The 17978-nt window shown below is 59.0% G+C and carries 11 protein-coding genes and 5 pseudogenes; 7 read left to right on the top strand and 9 right to left on the bottom strand.

The window, feature by feature from the left end; all coding sequences use genetic code 11:
* Positions 1–22: 22 nt before the first annotated feature.
* The 3 pseudogenes from ABIB78_RS30835 to ABIB78_RS30825 form a co-directional block, all read left to right on the top strand.
* A pseudogene (locus tag ABIB78_RS30835) lies at positions 23–1102 on the top strand (isopentenyl-diphosphate delta-isomerase).
* Positions 1005–1679 (top strand): annotated as a pseudogene (locus ABIB78_RS30830) (transposase); the annotation flags it as partial. The pseudogenes ABIB78_RS30835 and ABIB78_RS30830, both read left to right, overlap by 98 nt.
* Positions 1680–1921: 242 nt before the next feature.
* A pseudogene (locus tag ABIB78_RS30825) lies at positions 1922–2871 on the top strand (IS30 family transposase); the annotation flags it as partial.
* 438 nt (positions 2872–3309) lie between these two features.
* Here the strand turns inward: ABIB78_RS30825 and ABIB78_RS30820 are convergent.
* Together ABIB78_RS30820 and ABIB78_RS30815 are read right to left on the bottom strand one after the other, a co-directional pair.
* Positions 3310–3690 (bottom strand): hypothetical protein, encoded by a 381-nt coding sequence (locus tag ABIB78_RS30820; RefSeq protein WP_429031445.1) that lies wholly within the window; start codon positions 3688–3690, stop codon positions 3310–3312.
* Positions 3672–3845 (bottom strand): annotated as a pseudogene (locus tag ABIB78_RS30815) (transposase domain-containing protein); the annotation flags it as partial. The gene ABIB78_RS30820 and the pseudogene ABIB78_RS30815, both read right to left, overlap by 19 nt.
* 149 nt (positions 3846–3994) lie before the next feature.
* Between ABIB78_RS30815 and ABIB78_RS30810 the strand changes: the two are divergent.
* Positions 3995–4162 (top strand): annotated as a pseudogene (locus ABIB78_RS30810) (IS5/IS1182 family transposase); the annotation flags it as partial.
* Between the two features lie 131 nt (positions 4163–4293).
* Here the strand turns inward: ABIB78_RS30810 and ABIB78_RS30805 are convergent.
* The 4 genes from ABIB78_RS30805 to ABIB78_RS30790 all read right to left on the bottom strand — a co-directional run bounded on the left by ABIB78_RS30805 (position 4294) and on the right by ABIB78_RS30790 (position 11175).
* A complete protein-coding gene (locus ABIB78_RS30805) occupies positions 4294–5031 on the bottom strand; it encodes an outer membrane protein (RefSeq protein WP_429031442.1) in 738 nt (245 codons plus the stop codon).
* Positions 5032–7084: 2053 nt separating this feature from the next.
* Positions 7085–8113, bottom strand: coding sequence for an LLM class flavin-dependent oxidoreductase (locus tag ABIB78_RS30800; RefSeq protein ID WP_429031440.1), 1029 nt, complete (start codon positions 8111–8113; stop codon positions 7085–7087).
* Positions 8114–8318: 205 nt separating this feature from the next.
* Positions 8319–9395, bottom strand: a complete 1077-nt coding sequence (gene hisC, locus ABIB78_RS30795; protein ID WP_429031574.1) for a histidinol-phosphate transaminase — start codon at positions 9393–9395, stop codon at positions 8319–8321.
* Positions 9396–10062: 667 nt separating this feature from the next.
* Positions 10063–11175: a branched-chain amino acid ABC transporter substrate-binding protein gene (locus ABIB78_RS30790; protein ID WP_429031437.1), complete on the bottom strand. Its 1113-nt coding sequence runs from the start codon at positions 11173–11175 to the stop codon at positions 10063–10065.
* A gap of 662 nt (positions 11176–11837) precedes the next feature.
* Here ABIB78_RS30790 and ABIB78_RS30785 point away from each other — a divergent pair.
* The 3 genes from ABIB78_RS30785 (at position 11838) to ABIB78_RS30775 (ending at position 14434) form a co-directional block, all read left to right on the top strand.
* Positions 11838–12257: an Arm DNA-binding domain-containing protein gene (locus ABIB78_RS30785; RefSeq protein ID WP_429031434.1), complete on the top strand. Its 420-nt coding sequence runs from the start codon at positions 11838–11840 to the stop codon at positions 12255–12257.
* Positions 12254–12859 (top strand): hypothetical protein, encoded by a 606-nt coding sequence (locus ABIB78_RS30780; protein WP_429031432.1) that lies wholly within the window; start codon positions 12254–12256, stop codon positions 12857–12859. Before ABIB78_RS30785 ends, ABIB78_RS30780 begins: the two co-directional genes overlap by 4 nt.
* A gap of 837 nt (positions 12860–13696) precedes the next feature.
* Positions 13697–14434, top strand: a complete 738-nt coding sequence (locus tag ABIB78_RS30775; RefSeq protein ID WP_429031430.1) for a reverse transcriptase domain-containing protein — start codon at positions 13697–13699, stop codon at positions 14432–14434.
* Between the two features lie 505 nt (positions 14435–14939).
* Here ABIB78_RS30775 and ABIB78_RS30770 read toward each other — a convergent pair.
* The 3 genes from ABIB78_RS30770 to ABIB78_RS30760 form a co-directional block, all read right to left on the bottom strand.
* On the bottom strand, positions 14940–15824 hold the full coding sequence (locus ABIB78_RS30770; RefSeq protein WP_429031427.1) for a hypothetical protein: 885 nt from the start codon (positions 15822–15824) through the stop codon (positions 14940–14942).
* Positions 15825–16030: 206 nt separating this feature from the next.
* Positions 16031–17116, bottom strand: coding sequence for a branched-chain amino acid ABC transporter substrate-binding protein (locus tag ABIB78_RS30765; RefSeq protein ID WP_429031425.1), 1086 nt, complete (start codon positions 17114–17116; stop codon positions 16031–16033).
* Positions 17113–17883, bottom strand: coding sequence for a hypothetical protein (locus ABIB78_RS30760; RefSeq protein ID WP_429031422.1), 771 nt, complete (start codon positions 17881–17883; stop codon positions 17113–17115). The genes ABIB78_RS30765 and ABIB78_RS30760 overlap by 4 nt, the downstream gene beginning before the upstream one ends.
* Positions 17884–17978 lie beyond the last annotated feature (95 nt).

The following is a 17978-nucleotide window of genomic DNA, read 5'->3' as shown; positions in this document are numbered from 1 at the left end:
GGGAGGCGGCGGCGTGCGCGCGCTGCCGTCGGTCCGATCCGACGCAACGCCGTCGGCCGATGCGACTGGATGGAGCGAGCATAAGCGACACTGCTCTGAGCCGGCGCAAGGACGACGATCTGGACATCGTGCTGGATCGGCGAACGGCGCCGGCCACGGTCGCCCCGGCTGAGAGTACATCCGTTTCGAACACTGCGCATTGCCCGAGTTGGACCTGACGCAGATCGACCTGCGCGCCTCGCTGCTGGGCAAGACCATGCGCGCGCCGCTGCTGATCAGCTCCATGACCGGCGGCATGCCACGCGCCGAGGCCATCAACCGGCATCTGAGCGAGGCAGCGCAAGCCTTGGGGATCGCCCTGTGCGTCGGTTCGCAGCGCGTGAGCCTGCAATCCCGCAACGCCCAAGGGTTGACGCGCGCGCTGCGCTGCCTAGCCCCAGACATTCCCTTGCTGGCCAATATCGGCGCCGCGCAACTGCGCGAGGCCGACGGCCTGGACCTGGCGCGCCGGGCGGTGGATGCGCTGGAGGCCGATGGACTCATCGTCCATCTCAATCCGCTGCAGGAAGCGGTACAGCCGGAGGGCGACCGCGACTGGCGCGGCGTCTTGGGGCAGATCGCTCGCGCCGCGCGCAGCGTGGGCGTGGCGGTGATCGATGTCGCCGACGCCGGCGGCACCAGTTGGGCCGCGGTGGAGGGCGAGCGCGCCCGCGATGCCGCCGACCGTGCAGTGGCGATTGCGTTCGCCGATTGGGGGATTCCGACCCCGGCCAGCGTGCAGGCGGTACGTCGGGCGCTGCCAACGGTGAAGCTGATCGCGTCGGGCGGGATCCGCGACGGCGTCAACGTGGCCAAGGCCATCCGCCTGGGCGCGGACATCGCCGGGCAGGCGGCCGGCGTGCTGCGCGCGGCGACGGTGCCCACCGAGGCGGTTGTCGCGCATTTCGAGATCGTCATCCGCCAGTTGGCCGTCGCCTGCTTCTGCACCGGCTCGGCTGATCTGGCGGCGGGGCTTGTTGTCGGGCGAACATTTCAGTGTGGATGGCACGTTGATCCAGGCCTGGGCCGGGCACAGGAGCTTCATGCGCAAGGACGGCGATGACGAGGACAGCGGCGACTTCCGCGGACAATCGCGCAGCAACCACACGCACGTGTCCACGAGCGATCCGGATGCGCGGCTGTTTCGCAAAGGCAGCACGGCCAGCGAGCTGCGCTACGTCGAACACACGCTGAGCGACAACCGGCATGGACTGATCGCCAATGCGCGGGTGACGCAGGCCGACGGCTACGCCGAACGCGAGGCGGCCAAGGCGATGATTGCCGATGCCCGGCAGGCGGCCGAGCCGGAGGCGGTGCTGACGCTGGGGACGGACAAGCGCTATGACGCGGCCGAGTTCATTCGAGCGCTGGAAGAACCGAAGGTGGTTGCACATGTGGCGCAAAACACCTGAGGTCGACGTTCGGCTGTCGCCGATGCGGTGGCGGCCAGCGAGGGTTACGCGGTTTCTCAACGCAAGCGCAAGTTGATCGAGCAGGGCTTCGGTTGGGCCAAGACGGTCGGACGCATCCGGCGGGCGATGGTGCGCGGGCTGGAGAAGGTGGACCAGATGTTCGTGCTGAACATGACCGGCTACAACCTTGTGCGCGTGCGAACGTTGGGAAAGCTGTATCCGCAGTGAGGAAAGTGGCATGAATCTGCAACCGGTAGTGCCCCACGTGGCAATCTGCAGGCAGCGACACGTCGATTCCACTGCCTGATAATCGATTCCGACGATTCCGCGCTCACCCGTTCGTGCATCGCCAGATGCTTGACTTGTGGCGGTTGGTATTTCGTCCGCGAATTCAACTCTGCAACACCATCAGTTGTGAAGCGGCGCAGGCGACCTGACCTGTGCCACTTCACCGCCAAGTGGAGTTGCCCATGTCATCCAGCCGCCTGGACCTGTGCGAACGATACCGTCTGCATGCGCTTTACGAAACCGGTCTGTCGCTACGCGCCATCGCCGCTGTCTTGGAGCGCGCACTGAGCACGATCAGCCGCGAACTGCGTCGTCATCGTCAGGATAAAGGCTATGCGCCGGAGCAAGCGCATCGTTTGAGCGGGCATCGGCGCACGCAGGCCAGTCAGCGCCCGCGCATTGATGCCGAGCGTATTGCACAGATCGAGGTCTTGTTGGCTGAGGACCTCAGCCCGGAACAGATCGCCGGTCGCACCGGCTTGGCCAGTCACGAATGGATCTATCAGTACATCTACGCCGACCAGAAGCGTGGTGGTTGTTCACGCACTTGCGCAAACGCCGTCGTAAGCGCCGTCGACGGCGCATGCGCGATGGCCGCGGACAGCTGACGCACCGACGTAGTTGGACAGAACGCCCCGCTGTGGTTGAGCAACGCAGCCGCATCGGCGACTGGGAGTTGGACACCATCGACAACTCGCACTGCAAGGCCGTGGTGGTCACCATGACCGAACGTCGCAGTGGTCTGCACCTGCTTGCCCATTCGCCCGATGGCACGGCCCAGAACGTGCGCAACGCCATTGTCCACCGCCTGGGCAAGCTGGGTCATGTGATGCATACGCTGACAGCAGAGAACGGCAAAGAATTTGCCGATCATCGGCTCATTGCCACGGCCCTGCAGGCCGATCTCTACTTTGCCGATCCAGACTCTGCTTGGCAACGCGGCAGCAACGAAAACGCAAATGGACTGACACGCCAGTACTTGCCACGGCACACCGACTTCAGCACCATCACCGAAGAGCGCCTGCGATGGATCGAGCAACGCCTCTACGACCGACCACGCAAGAGGCTCGGATTCACAACGTCCCTCGAAGTTTTCTTAGAGGAACTCATCAACAGCGTCGCGAATCAGAGTTGGATCCACCACTGGATTATCCGGTCTCACAACCCTCATTTGCTCATGTTGGGTCATCCTGCCCAGTCAGCCGCTTCTCGTAAAAGATCATTGCATATCCGTGCAATATACCTTCGCTGCCGCGAACATAGCCAGCGGTCTCATAAAGTCTTTGAGCCCCTACTTGGATCGTTGTTGTGTCAAGCATTATAGGCCGCGTCCCGGCGCGCGACGGATATGCAAATGAATTCGTCACTTTGTTGCGGCGGGGTGGCCAGGGAGAAATTCCGCCTGCTACCGTCTCAGAAAACGAGCGTAGCCTCCGTAGGCTAATCGATGACGAGTTTGATCGAGAGCACTTGCTCCAAGTCTGTTCCCGGCTCATCGATGATTGTTTGGCCGAGACATCCCGGGAGGTGGAGCCCATATGGATCTTCGGCCTAGAAGTGCTATGGCAGGTCAGAAAGCGGTTACGGTGATCCGGATTGGCGCCTTGATATCGAGATCGAAGAAATCGCGGTCGTCAGCAAAAATGTAGGACCTGGGATTGAGACACAGCTCGATCGCGTCCAGCACGGTGGTCTTGGTCGAATCCCCTGGGCCAATGAGACAATTTACGCCGGGGATAGTGCCCATTTCAACCTTTTGATGCCGCGGAAATTTTCCACTTCCAACCAGACGATGCGCATTGATTCCCTCAGGCCGTGCGGCACGCCGGCTAGGAGCCTGTCCGGGTATTCGGAGTTTTCTCGACGAGGAACAAGCGTCGCGATTCAAAGGCGGATGAGCAAGACATTTCGTAAGTGGCAAGCTGAGGCCGTTCAGGCTGCGTGTTTCCATGGCATAATCGCGTCGATCTCGCTGCTCGGCCAGCCGTTGGCAATGCGCTGAAGCGTTAGGGTAAGCCAGGCGAACGGATCGACGTTGTTCATCTTCGCTGTCTGCAGCAGTGTCGCGATGGTCGCCCAGGTTCGTCCGCCGTCGCCGAAGCTGCCGCGGCGCTCCCTCAAGACGGTCGGCGACCGCTTCGATCATATGGAAGGTTCTAGTTCCAGAACTAGGCGCAGACATAGAAGCTCACATCGGCTCACAAACTCAGTAGCCGATAGCCGATCGCTCACCCACTCCGCCAGACGGGGTCTCTTTGCCGCTTACGACATTTCGTCCTTGGGACGTTGATCAGGTTTGGCTGCTGCCGCCCTCGATCCAGGATTTGGTGCCTTCCGGGCACATGGCTCACTTTGTTCGCGACACGGTTCGCACGGGCTTGGACCTGTCGCGGATCATGGATGTCTACGACGAGGAGCGCGGCTTGCTTGATGCAGCAAGCGTGGCCTCCCGGAATGCATAAGACCGTGGGTGCCTCCTGTACAGCAGACCAACAGGTCCATGAAAGCCCCGGCCCATGGGCCGGGGCTTTTGATCCGCCATTTGAACGATAGATCAATATTTGAGAAGAATCGGAGCGCCGAACTTATAGTTGAGCCGTGCAGTCATAAGATCCAAATCCTGGCGGATGCGATCGGTCCCACCAGCCGGTGCGGCGAAGTTCACCGTGCCGGGCCGCATGAATAAATGATCGTACTCGAGGCCAACCGACCAGTTCGGTGCGAAGCCGTACTCGATCCCGGCTCCCAACGCGCTGCCCCAAAGAACGTGCTCGCTGTTTCCAAGCTGCGCGCCCGTGAGGGACGAGCTGATCTGATAGGTGTTGCTCGTGACTGCAGCGCCGCCCTTGGCATAAATCAGTACGTTGTCGAAGCTATAGCCGATCTGCCCCGTTACCAGGCCGAACGCATCAATCTTGGTCTGGTTGACATCCGAAAACGCGACACTGACATTCGAGCCGGTCAGATCAGCCCAGTTCCCCTGGCCTTCAACGCCAATCACGATCTGACCCATCTGCCATCGATAGCCGATCTGGCCACCCACGGTACCGCCCGTCGCATCATGGCAGCCCTCAGGCGTGCCGCCATTGAAATCCCAGCAATTCGAGCTTGAGCCCAAGCCGCCGTTCATACCGAGATAGTAGCCGCTCCAGTCGTAGATTGCAGCCGCGACAGGCCGCGGAGCTCCGGTGTAGAGAGGTTGGACGGGCTGCACAGCCAGATCTGCACCTAATGCGGATGACACTGCGCCAAACGCCACGATGCTCACAGTCGCAAGCAAGAAGTTCTTCATTTCTACTCTCATGTCTTGAGTGCCCCCGAGCTTCGTGGGTCTTAACAACGTCCGCGCGAATTGCTGTAACCGCATCGCAACATTCGCACCGAAAGGAATGCTTGAACCGAACGCTGCGTCAGGTTGCGGTGTTGCAGATCATATCCCACGGCGTCGCAATGCTCCTCCTTCGCGTGCGCACATAATTTGCGTAGGCGTGGCCGAAAAGCGAACTGCTGACCTCAGCGGATTAAGCGCACCGCAAGCCAGATGATGCCAAGCCACACCGCAACCGAAGAGAGCAAAGCGCTTTGCAACGTCCTTGCTGTTATCCTGTGATGCCATCGAAGGAGCTGCGATGAGCAACCAGTGAAGCGCTGACCCCGTATGACAGCTCTCACGTCATCGTAATCTGTGAACCGGAAGTGAGAGCGATGCTTGCGAATATACGCCAGCCGCTCAGCGGGTGAGAGGCACCGTGCCCACACCTCCCATGCCTCATCATCAAAACACGCGCTATTCTCAAGGACTTCGGCGAGGCGATCGTCACGCTTCATGATGCATCCGCCGTACTGACTATCGCGGATCGAGTTCTACGAAGGAAGCCTCGCCTTCGAAACCTCTCAGTTTAGGTGGGCTAGTTCAGCGAATCGAATTCGGCCAGGAAACATTGGTCACAATCAACGCGGCGTTGATCCTGGCGCGCGATGAAATTCGAAGTCGTGCGAGGGCTCTGGATCTCCCTTCTGCCGAGCGCAGATCGCGACGGGCATCGAAGCGCTGTAAATGCTGCAGGAGAGTGAAAGGTGCTCCTTATCGACGCTGTCGCAATCGTGCTCGTGTCGAATTCAGTTCAAGCGCTAACTCGCGTGCCGGAAATATCGTCTCCGCATTTGACACCAGCGCTGATTGGAATTCGGTCTGCCAATGCTTCCGCACATGCTAAGATCATACAGATGTACGTTGTCGGGCCGAGGCCGATTGCGAATCAACCGTCGCCGCCCCGATGATCCGTGAAGCGCCGACTCGTAGTCTTCACCGCTCAGTGTCTCGGGTCAAATCGGCGATCAGTCACACGTTACACCGTGGTCGGGACTGACTCCACGCGAGCATGCGCGTGACCTCCAGTCTGTCTTGCGAATCTGTGCTCGACGAACTGGCGGCGGAGGGTGTTCGCCCCTAGCGTGGCGGATCGGCAACTTCCTTGTTTGAGGAAGGCCGAATGCAGCGTTAGGAACCGCCGCGTGCGGGAACTCGGAGCGGCGGCGGAGCAGAAGTGCCGGAATGAAAGAAAGCACCATAGAGCCGAGCGCGCTCACGTCGTTTGCGGGAACGCCAGCTGCGCACACGGTATCCTAGTCCAAAGCCGCACAAGATCATAGTAGAAAATGGAGTGCTGTCGTCATCTCGACGTCTAACTGGAGGATTGCTTTGATGTGTTACGTCACACGCCCACCATCGGTGGTGGACCTGTTGTCGGCGTGAGGTGGCGGATGCCTGATCCTACAACGTGATGCTAGGTACGATTCAAGTCCCATCCGAGAGAGCACGGCTTCCGAGCTTATGTGGTTCATCACTGCGAACCGCTGAACAGTGAGGTAGTCCTCATCGAAAGGTCGCGGGGTGCTAATGCCGTGCGCGGCCAGTAGAATGCGCGGCGAGGCCAACTCCGCCAGTACGATCCCGAGCTTACGCGCGATCTCTTTGGTCTGAGCGGAGCGCTGCCGAGATCGCGTCGCGACAGGCCCGCTCGGGCAATAAGCCACAGCTTGGATCCGTGCGGAATGCGATCGACGAACCGGCGCGCCAAAGCGGGATGCAGCTGGGCCGACTTACCTGCCCAAGCAAACCACTGCTCGGGCTGTGTCAACATCCGCAAAGTGAAGGACAAGCCATTCATTGCGTTACGCCTCCTGTTCGGTGATTAGTCGAAAGGGTCGCATGCGCATAAAAGTCATGTGGATCGCAAGAGCGGCCTTATAGATGCATTGGCCTTCGGTATTCTTCGGCCTCGGTGTTGCCACTTGCTTCTGGGGCAAAGGCGGATTTATTGGAACTCGCTGTTGACTCACCGTCAGCGGTCGGCCGCTATGAGCTCGGAGTGAATCGCAGTTGCCGTATTGACGCATGCATCCAGTGTCAGAGATCCGAAGGCGAGCTGGCAAAGGAGATAGTTGGCGCCTGCCTCTTCCACATGATCGAGAAGAGTTTGGCGCACCGAAGCGCGCGTTCCGACAACGCACAGTTCACTCTCAATTGCCGCGTCCAAGGTGAGGGGCAGGTTGGATGGAGGCAGGATGTCATTGAGCTCGTACAGGAACTTAAAGCTCTTGAGCCATGCTTCGTAGGCGGGTACGGCGAGAGAACGGGCCGCTGCTTCAGAGCTGGCAACTACGATCATGCGGAGCAATGCAAGAAATGGTGCTGAACCGTTGGCGTCATGCTCGGCGTTTCGGTGAGCGCGATAGCCATCTGTTACCTTGCGAACGGCGGAAGAGGGCCCCATGCACGCCAGATTAGCGCCATTCGCCGCCGCCCAATGCGCGGACTCTGGCCGATTTGTGGCAATCCATGTCGGGGGACATGGACGCTGGTGAGGTGAAAGCGTCAAAGGAACATCGCTCAGCGCAAAATGTCGTCCTCGGTACGACAGCGGGCCGCCATTCATCGCGCTAACGAAGATTTGGGAGGCTTCCTCGTAACGGCTTGAGGCAACGTCGGCTCCAACCCCAAAATAACTCAGTTCGATCGGTAGGGAGCCGCGACCAAGGCCGACCTCGACCCTGCCACTGCTCAGGTGATCCAACATGCAGATCTCCTCGAATGCCCGCAGCGGGTGATAGAGGTTGAGCAGCATGACCAATGGACCGACGCGAAGTCGCCGTGTGCGTTGTATAACGCTCGATAGAAACAAGTTCGGCGATGGACCCCGTCCATGGGGAGTGCAATGATGCTCCGCCAGATGATAGGCATAGAAACCGAGCCGGTCGTAAGCCTCGGCCAGCGCGAGGCGGTCAGCGTATTGCTGGGCGATATCGCGGCCGTCCTCGTCAAGATGATCAAAGATGCCGCAGGTCAGATTTGAGGGAACAACGTTTCTCAATCAGTTATCTCCTATATAGAAAGGACCGGAGTCCGCCGGGTTTCGGGAATGCAAGAGGCGCTCGCTGGCAATGCGCTGCATATGCTGCGAAGCCGTTCTCAACAGCTCGTAATGCGCCGACCGCATAGAAACTGACTCCGGTTGCATCATGTGTGAGTTCGGATCGATTACGAACTGGGATCTGTGACATGAGTGAAAGGGGCCACTAGCCACGGCATCCCACTCTCTTAAGAATGGTGCCGACAGCCGCGAGAAAAGTATCCATCTGGGGCTTTGTACCGATGCTAACCCGAATGCACTCATGCAGGCCGGCATCCGGAAAGCAGGCAACAAGGACGCTCTGGTCTTGCAACGCCGCCTGCCACCATCTGCCACCCTGGCCTACCGGTACACGGGCGAGGAGGAAATTCGCGTGCGAAGGCGTTACGGAGAACCCAAATTCTGAGAGTGCGGCCGCTACGCGCTGTCGCTCAAGCCTGACGTGGCGATGGTTCTCCTGGTACGCGTCGCGATGCGCAAGCACGCTCATGCCCACGGCATGAGCGACCACATTCATGTTGAAAACATTCTGGATGTTGCGAAGCCGCCCAATCAGCTCGGGATGGCCGAAACCGAAGCCGACGCGAATGCCAGCGGCGGAATAACTCTTGGAAAACGTGCGCAGCACCAGAAGATTCGAATGGCGCTCAACGAGGCGTAGGCCGTCCTCAGGTGCGAAATCGACATAAGCTTCGTCCAATACGATCAATCGGTCAGATCGTACAACGAGGCGCTCGATCTCAGCGAGCGGAACAAAGGTTCCGGTTGGATTGTTCGGATTGGCCAGCAGAATGAACTTAGCATGTTTAGCCGGACCGAAAAGCAGCTCGTCCATCGGCAAGCAGTCAGGTTCAGACCATGGAATTTCAATGAACCGGGCCCCTTGCAACATGGCAAGCTTGCGATTGAATGAGAAGCCGGGCGACATCATTGCGATGCCATCGCCCGGGGCAAGAAAGGCTCTGTAAATGAGACTGAGGAGTTCAGACGATCCATTGCCAGCCATCACGCGATCAGTTGCAATGCCATAGGCGGCTGCGGCCGCTTGCCTCAAGCTGACATTGTCGCCTTCTGGATACATGTATTGCAGCTCAAGAGCTGCAATTGCGCTTCGCATCACGATCGCTGGCAAAGGAAATGGGTTCTCATTCGTGTTCAGTTTCACGCAGCTATTGTCCGGGGTGGGGCGCCCGGACGGCAGAGCATCCAATTCGCGAGCCTGCGGCGAGAGCGAGGAAAGCATAGTTTGCAGTTTTGCATCCAATTTGGTGTTCTTCCTTTTGTCGACGAGAGCAGTTGACGGCCTTCATCGAGCCTACCTGATGCGCGCGCTGTGTTCGGAGCCGGGAAGCGCAAGGCGTGCATGAATGTGAGGGTTGGGGGGCGATGGGCGGTCTCAGATCTAAGCGCCGCACCGGATCAGAGCTCGTCTCAAAGTCCGGTAGCGATCAGCACGGATCAGGCGCCGCACGGCGCTATCCCAGCGAATACCTGTTTGTAGCGATGGAACGCCACGTCCACTCGGCCGAACAGCGCTGCTAACGCTTGGCTTGAACTCGCGTAATCCGCGGACAGACTGGGCACGACTGACATCTTGCCACAAGCTACATTCTTTCTGAACGGGCCCTGACAGCTCACTCCCGAGAGCGAGCGTTTTGACGAGCTGGAAGAACGTGCCGATGTTCGTCGACCTTACAACTGTAAAAGTTATGCTCACTGCAGTGGCACCAGGCGAATGGGAACGTACCCTTCGGGTGGCTGTTCGGTCGCGCGCGACAGCTGTGATAGCATTGCCGCGAGAACGAGAAATGCTGCGACTGTGGTGACTGCGAGGCACGTGAGCAGCGCGTAATCTCTATGTCGAGGATGGTTCATCATTCGAACGCTCCGTGCGGTGTTGCGACGGGCGATCAGTTCTGTTCGACCGCTTCCGCGGTATTGTCGCGCCAGCGGTAAACGATGAATCCGGGAGCGGCATTGTCTCCCTTGGAGTCGAATCGAATCGTGCCAACGGCCGTTTCGATTGAGTCCGAGCGTAGGGCCGCAGCGACCCGCGTGGCATCGAAGGTGCCGGCCCGTTTGACCGAGTCGGCCCATGCTTGAACCGCGGCATAAGCGTAGAGCGTGTAACCTGCCGCCGATAGGCTCGAACCCTTGAGCTTGGCGACAGCGGCTGCCCCTGCAGCATTCTTCGTCGGGTCCGGCATAAAGGTGAAGAGCGTGCCGTTTGCGGCGTCGCCGGCAATAGCCAAAAAGTCGCTTGTCATCAGCGGATCGTTGGCAATCACGGTCAGGCGTGCGCCCGCCTCCGCGGCCTGACGCACGATTAGGCCGATCTCGTTGTAATAGCCGCCGATATAGAGGATCTGGATTCCCTCTCTCTTCAGTCGCGAAACCAGAGCGGTGTAATCCTTCTCGCCGGCAACATAGCTTTGTCGAGTAATGTCCTCGCCAGCTGCACGAAGCCGCGATGCAACGATATCGGCGATGCCTTTACCTGCTGTACTCTTGTCGTCGAGGACCGCGATCTTTGCGCCTTGGTGGTGCCGCGCGATGTATTCGGCTGCAACCCTGCCTTGTTGGTCATCGCGGCCGCAAATCCGAAACGGCGTGGTTAGGCCACGCTCTGTCAGGCGGGGATTCGTCGAGCCAGGTGAAATCTGAATCACCTCCGCTTCGGCGTATATATCTGAAGCCGGAATCGAGGAAGATGAACAGAAGTGCCCGACGACAAGCTTGATCCCGTCGGTTGTCAAGCGATTGGCAACAGCGACGGCCTGCTTGGGGTCGCATGCGTCGTCGGCAATCCTCAATATGAGCTTTGTGTCAGGCAGCAGACCCGATGCATTTATCGAATCCACAGCCGCGACCGCTCCGTCGCGTATCTGTGCGCCGAGCGCCGCAGTGCTACCCGTCATTGGGCCCGCTACCGCAATGTAAACATCTTTTGCCCAGGCGCTCGAACTCAGGATCAGGGAAAGGAGCGCAGCAGTTGCAAGCCTATGAACGCGAAGAATCGACATGGTGGAGCTCCCGATATCGCGCCACGTCTTGGTCTGCTTCGCCGTTGGTATGACGCGGCGACCCAGCACTCCGGCGCAATGATGTTTGAATCGAACTTAGGTTGGTACGGATAGGCTCAAGTTGTTGCCAGGTTCATCCATAAGTATCGGACGGGCACGAACGAATGGACGTTTAGGGGACTGGTCAGGAAAGCGTCCTGTAGGTGTTGACAGCACCCATATCGAACATCCTGCCGGTATCCGGCACACTCGCCAATCTCCTGTGGTCGACTGATGTGTCCCGACGAGGCGCCTGAAAGGGGCCGGACGATCATCCACCGACTTGTTCTCGCCGAGGGCTCTCAAAAGTGATGCCGATCATTGGAGTCTCCCTCGGTCTAGCCGGCGCTCTAGTCCGCCCCGCTGCGTTAGATGGTACAATCTGACGCTACGTGCGAATCAAGTACTTTGAAGCTGCTCGTGGAGGCTGATTGCCAAGATACACAGAGCGAAAGACCCAATGAGTGGCGACAATGGACAGTCGGAGACGAACTGCTACAGGCCAACGATCTTGTCAGTCAGAACCACAGTCCGTAAATCAAGCCTGACCACGCGCGGCCACAGATTTGTCGAAGTAATTACAGCGGCCATGTGCCCGCCGCAGATTTTCTCCTAGGGCCACAATGTCGGGAAGGTCTGAGAGCCGGTTCTGCGCGGGGCTGACAGCGCCGACCAACCAGCTGACACTCACCGATACGGTGATCCGCAATGCCAGGCTGCCGCTCGCCAAGGCACAGCATTATCTCCACGACGACAAGCTGCCTGGCCTCGCCCCGCGCATGCGCGCCACCGGTGGCCGGACTTGGGTTCACCTCTTCACCAAGACGGGCGTGAGAGGCACCCAACGCAACACCCTTCGACCATGGCCCAGGTATAGTGAGAAGGCCGTGCGCAAGGCCGCCACCATCGCCGCAGGCAAGGTGGTGAAGGGCATGGACCCCAACGACGCGAAACGCGAGGCGAGGCGGCAACAGGCGGCTGAAAAGCAGCGCGCCACACTGGCGGACCTCATTGTTGAAGATGTCCCTACCAGACGTCATTGACCGGACGTCAGGTCATCAACCGGAAGCCGGCAATGTGGGCGCTGCGGCGCGGGCTCAAGGAGAACGCCGAGAGTGGCGTGGGGGATCTGACACGATGGCAAATCATGGCAGCGGTCGACAAGGTCACCGGCAAGTGGGGCGCGGCCAAGGACCTGCGCAAGCACACCCACACGTTCCTCGAATGGTGCGTTGGCGAGGGCTATGTCGACCACATTGTGCTGGCTGGTTATCGCGACCCTAAGGAAACTCGTGCGCAAAGGGTCGGACGCCGAACGAAGGGCCGTGCGCTGACCGACGAAGAAATCATCAAGGTCTGGCACGCATCCGGCAAGCTCGGCACCTTTGGGCTCCTGACGAGGATGTGCCTACTTGGTGGCCCGCGCCAGAGTGAGCCAACCATGATCGAATGGCAAAAGCACGTCATGATGATCGCATCACTTTCGATGCGGCCTGGACCAAGATGGCCTTGCACCACGATGTACCGCGCGCCCACCTCGTTGATGAGGTGCTCGCGGCCGCGAAACATTTTCAGCGTGCCACGTCCGACTGCGTCTTCCCGTCACCGAAGACCGGTGGCCAGGTGCCGGGCTTCACCAAGATAGTCAACCGCTTGGTGAAGGAGGCGGGGGTCGCAAAATTCACCATGCATGACTTGAGGCGCAGTCTGCGTACCATCGCCAACCAAGCCGCGCGGCGCGTTCGGCTAACTCGTACTGACGGGCAGTGGACTCGCGATTATGGTCGACCTGCGTCGCACTGGACTGGCGCACGTAGACGATTGCGCATCGGCGTAGGTGCTCAGCGGTGATCTTGCCCAGTTCGTTCATCGTTGTGATCTCCGGCAGTGGCGATTGCTCGGGCGATCCGTCGGGCGAGTCGCAGCACGAGATGTGCGCGCTGCTCTTTATCGAGGGTCTCCCATACGGGTACGGCCCTGCGCTGAGGTGGTGGGTCGAGAAAGCTTAGCTGCTGCATGGCTGTCCTCCGATTCCGGTGGCAGGACTGTATGCGCGGCATCCAATTGCCGCAGCAAAGCGTTGACGATCGTCCGGGCGTGCAGCAGTTCGGCGTGGCAAGCCAGGAATGCCGCTCCAGCGCATTGCGGGCTTGCACGCGGTAAATGTCGTGCGATAGGCAGATCTGTCCACGCGGCCGGTACAAGGGCGCGGGTACCATCGGGCAGTACAAGCGTCAGGTGAAGTTCGCCGCGTCGATGACACTAGCCAAGCACGTTAAGCGCAGATCCTCAAAGGGATGGCGCGACCGAACGATGGTTGCCTGATCGGGATAGTCGTCGAGATAATGAGCGCGGTGGTGGGTATTCTGTCGAGTAGTCTTTCGGGAGTCTCAATCATGATTGGGTCCTCCGGTTTGTCGAACATCGAGTAGGCGATCCGCGCCTGATCAGCTTGATCCGGCGCTGACTGAAGGCGGGTGTCTTGGAAGATGGAAAGGTTCATCCGAACGAGGAAGGAACACCGCAAGGGGGATCGATCAGCGTGCTTTTGAGCAACCTTTATCTCCATCATGTGCTCGACCTCTGGTTCGAACGCGCCGTGAAGGACCGGTTGCGGGGCGAAGCCCGGCCGGTGCGCTATATCGATGACTTTGTGATCTGCTTCAAATATCGATCGGACGCCATTCGTGTTCAGGATGCCTTACGCCTGCGGTTGGGAAAGTTCGGCCTCACTCTCGAGCCAACCAAGACCAAATTGGTCGAGTTTGGACGGTTCGCGCAGCGACACGGGGGCAAACGCGGCAGAAAGCGCCCGGAAACCATCTACTTCCTGGGACTGACGCTGTATTGCACGCGAAACCTGAAAGGCAACTTCAAGGTTGGGATGCCCACCGAGAAATCTCGGCTACGGCGCAGCCTTACGTCTCTGCAAGAGCTAATGCAGCGAATACGACATCAAACGATCAGTGAGCAGGTTGGCGAAATCAACGCCGTCCTTCGCGGCCACTATGCTTACTACGGTGTTGCCGGAAATCTCCGGAGCCTCGTAAAAGTCTATCGGGTCGTCGAGCGTTACTGGCGCAAGATGTTGTGTAGCCGCAGCTGGGCAGGTCGTTGCCTCACTTGGGACGCCTTCCACCAAATCAAAGAGCGGACACCATTGCTGAAACCAAAACTGCGCCTCCCATATGAGAGGCTGCAGGCACTAGCAGCGCTGTGAACCAACTACCGAAGAGCGTAGTGCGGTAAATCCGCGCGCTACGTTTTGTGGGAGCGCGAGGCGGGCGACCGCCTCGCGCGACCCGGTGGCGTCGAGCGATCGACGCCTCTACTCGACCCCATCAATCGATGGCCTTGTAGTCGCAGGTGACCCCGTAAAGCCAGAGTAACGCGCGTTCAGATGGCTTTGCACGCCAAACTACGATCTTCTACGATGTTGTACTCCCGACCGGTAGCGGTTCGAGCCCGCTCGCACGGATTGTCTCAGCTGCAAAAAGGGCGGCGAACCTCCTGCAAGGCAGGTAGAGGTCACAAGCGAGGCGTTGCGGGACAGCTCGCCCGAAGAGGGGGGCCGAGACCGACGGGCTCGGACGCGGGGAAAGGCTTTCGCCCTCTGCGTGTCGACGCATGTCTGGTCCTTTCAGCTTTCGCGTGGGCCATAGAAGTTCGCCGAAAAATAGTCGATTAGTTCGGCAGCCTGGGTGCCTTGTCTGAATCGCCGCTGTTCATCGAAGTCGACGGAGGGCACCATATGGATGAATTGGTGGTCGGCGTACCGCTTCGGGATCGAGCCCACTGGACCGTAGGCCCGCTATATTGTTTGCCGCTTCGATCGCGGCGCCAATCATGACGTCGGCCAGCTGCACAGCTGGGCTCGTCCTTGAATCAACCTGTGTGACTTCTGCGAGCTTAAGCGGAGATTTAAGCGATGTAATTTCGGTTTGGCGAAACTCGATTTCCTGGTCGTGATCGATGAAACGCTGCAGCAGGTCATGATAGGTGAGCAGATTTTTCGATTGGTCGTGCTCGACGCGATAGGGCCCATCTGCCATCACTTCCATTCGACTGATGAGCGACTGCAACACCACGAGGGCAGCGTCGGTGTTCACGCTGGCCGTCGCGATTACCGAGGAACATTCGGGCGCGGCGTACTGGGCAAGTGGTCCAAGGCCCTCGGGGAATTCGCGCCAGCGCGTCGCGCGCGCTGCGGCAATAAGCGCCTTAAACGCCTCCGGCGTCTTGTCCTGGACGGCGTATTGGAACGCCGCGAGCATGTTGTCGAAGGCCGCCTGTCCGAGAAAGGTAGGGCCGGACATCGTGAGCAACGACGCCATCGCGAAATTCTGCCCGTTCTCGTAGAAGTCGATGCCCCGCTCGTAGTAAAAGGGTTCCACAGCATAGTCCACGAACATGAGCACCAGCAGATAGTGCTTGTCACAGACATACGTCACGCATTTGTAGTGGGTGAGAAGGTCGCGTTGCAGCGAAAGCAGGCGCTCGTGATTGGCGGGGCGGCGCGATAGTGAACGATACTTGAGCTCCGGCGCCTGGAGTCGGGGAAAGTGTTCCCTGATGAGGCGAGCGGCATGTGGACACGTCTTTCGCGGCATTTATAAGGAATCTCCCCCAAGCTTCCTTCTAAGCTATGCCTTCAGGTGTTCGAAATCGATAGGGCCGATTGCGACAGGGCGAATATCGCGCGGCGTGAGGGGGCGGCACCGAGCGACAACCCGGCCCTGGATGCTCTGAAAAGTAAAGGCGTTCATCGCTCGTATTCGCTTCGGATCAGCAGGGACACGAGTGCACATGGTCATTTCTATTTCCGACAGCACACCTCGCATTTGCAGGCCTTGCACACAGGTTCGTTGCATTGATTGGGAACCTGAGTGATCGGATTCGAGTATCGGACGATCGTGATGACAGGCTGCCGCACATCGCCGGTTTCGTCGAAGGTGATCGATCCCCTGATCGTATCGAATTTCAGTTTCCGTATCTGCTCGACCACCCGATCGCGATCGACGCTACCTGCTGCCTTCAGTGCCTTCACCCACACCTGCACCGAAGCATAGGCGTTGATCGCGGCACCGAATGGTGGAAGGTGATGCTCCTGCTTGAGTCGATCGACGAGCTTCTCGACCGCCGCTTTATCGCCCCATGACACGCCAAAGCGTTCGTCCGGACCATAGACCGCATACACATTGTCGCTTTTCGGCGCGGAATTCATGTCTCTGCTCAGAGAATATTGATCGTAAACGATAGTTACGTCTGACGAGGGCGTGTCGTCTGAAATAGCGTCTTTTACTGCGACATTCTTGACTTTGCCGGAGGCTAGCGACTGGAAACGATCGAGCCACACCTTTTGATAGCGGCCTCCGACAAGCAAGACATTCTTGCCTGAGATGGCGTCGCTCAGAGCGACGACCGCGATTGCTGCCGCCCGGTCTTGTCGTTCGGCAATCCGAAACAGCGGGACCGACTTGCCCCGGTTGCGTTCGGTAAGTAGGGGGGCAGTCGTCACAGGGTCGATCTGGAGGACACCGACTTCTTGATACACTGCGGAAGCCGCAATGCTCGCGCCAGAGCACGAATGGCCGATTGCGAGGACTACGCGATCTTGCTGAACCGCTTGGCGTGCCATCGCGCTCGCCCGGTCAGGCTTGCATTGGTCGTCCATCTCTACGAGACGAACTTTGTGTTTGAGCTCGCCTGAAAGCCGTGAGTCCTCGAGCGCGAGTTTGACGGCGAGCGCCATGGATGGACCTGCAGCGCCCGGCATTGACATGTCTGCAATGACTGCGATCGGTAGTTCGTCTTCCACGGTGCCCAAGGTCAAGAGCAGGCCGCAAGCGGCGTAGATGCCGCGTCTCGACAAGACGCGAGACAGAACGAAGACGTGGATCATGTGGCGCGCTCCTGACATTTTGGCGGAGCCGCGCACTCCGACGGATGGTCGGGGCAACGCTTAGCGTCGAACTCCTTGTAGCAATCGCAACCGATGAACTCTCTGGCCTTGACTAGGGTTTGCTTGTAGCCCGAATTTGCCCAATCCTCCAAAAGCGGATCGAAGAAGATCAGGAAATTGTCCGCATCGTCGAACAACGAAGATGAGCAAAGTTGATCTGCGTCGCACCGCTTGCTTTGGATACAGCCATGCACATCAGCAAGGAATTTGGGCACTTCCAAGAGGGCATCGTTCCTGCTGCCATCGCTGCGCACCCATTCCGAGATCAGCTTTTTGCGGTCTTCGAGCTTGGTTTGTTGGTAGCGTTCTCGGTTTCCCGGCTGATCCCAATAGGAGTCGACGGACCTAAATCGCTGCCCGATATCGCCGCTGCTGGAGCGTTGTAACGCCTTTTCGGTCGGGGTCTGCATGTTGGGCAAGACGGTCGGCGTAAATACGTACACAAGGACGGCGAATGCAAGTCCGCCGGCTGCTCTGATCGCAAGTCCACCGACGTCGTATCTTACATTCAGGAAGCCTGGGATGGTACCTCCAAGCACGCCGCAGGCGACGGACAAGAGGATCCGCATGAAGACGACCGAGTTGGGACTGATATCCTGTTCAGGACGAGCAATGATGTACGCGCAGAATAGGACGATGAAAATGGTTAGTCCGAGGGCGACATAGCGCTCCGGCCGGTGACGTTCTGGTTGTCGCGGATCAGCCAATTTATCTTCTCCGATCAGTCATTTCCGTAGCAAACACTTGACATGGCTCTTTATCGTCCGCGCCGCCGATCGTTATGACGCTCACGGTCGAGTTG

This window comes from Bradyrhizobium sp. I1.14.4 (assembly GCF_050435825.1).
Classification (GTDB): domain Bacteria; phylum Pseudomonadota; class Alphaproteobacteria; order Rhizobiales; family Xanthobacteraceae; genus Bradyrhizobium.
Note: the sequence above shows the minus strand (reverse complement) of the source record. Positions and strands in the feature narration are given on the sequence as shown.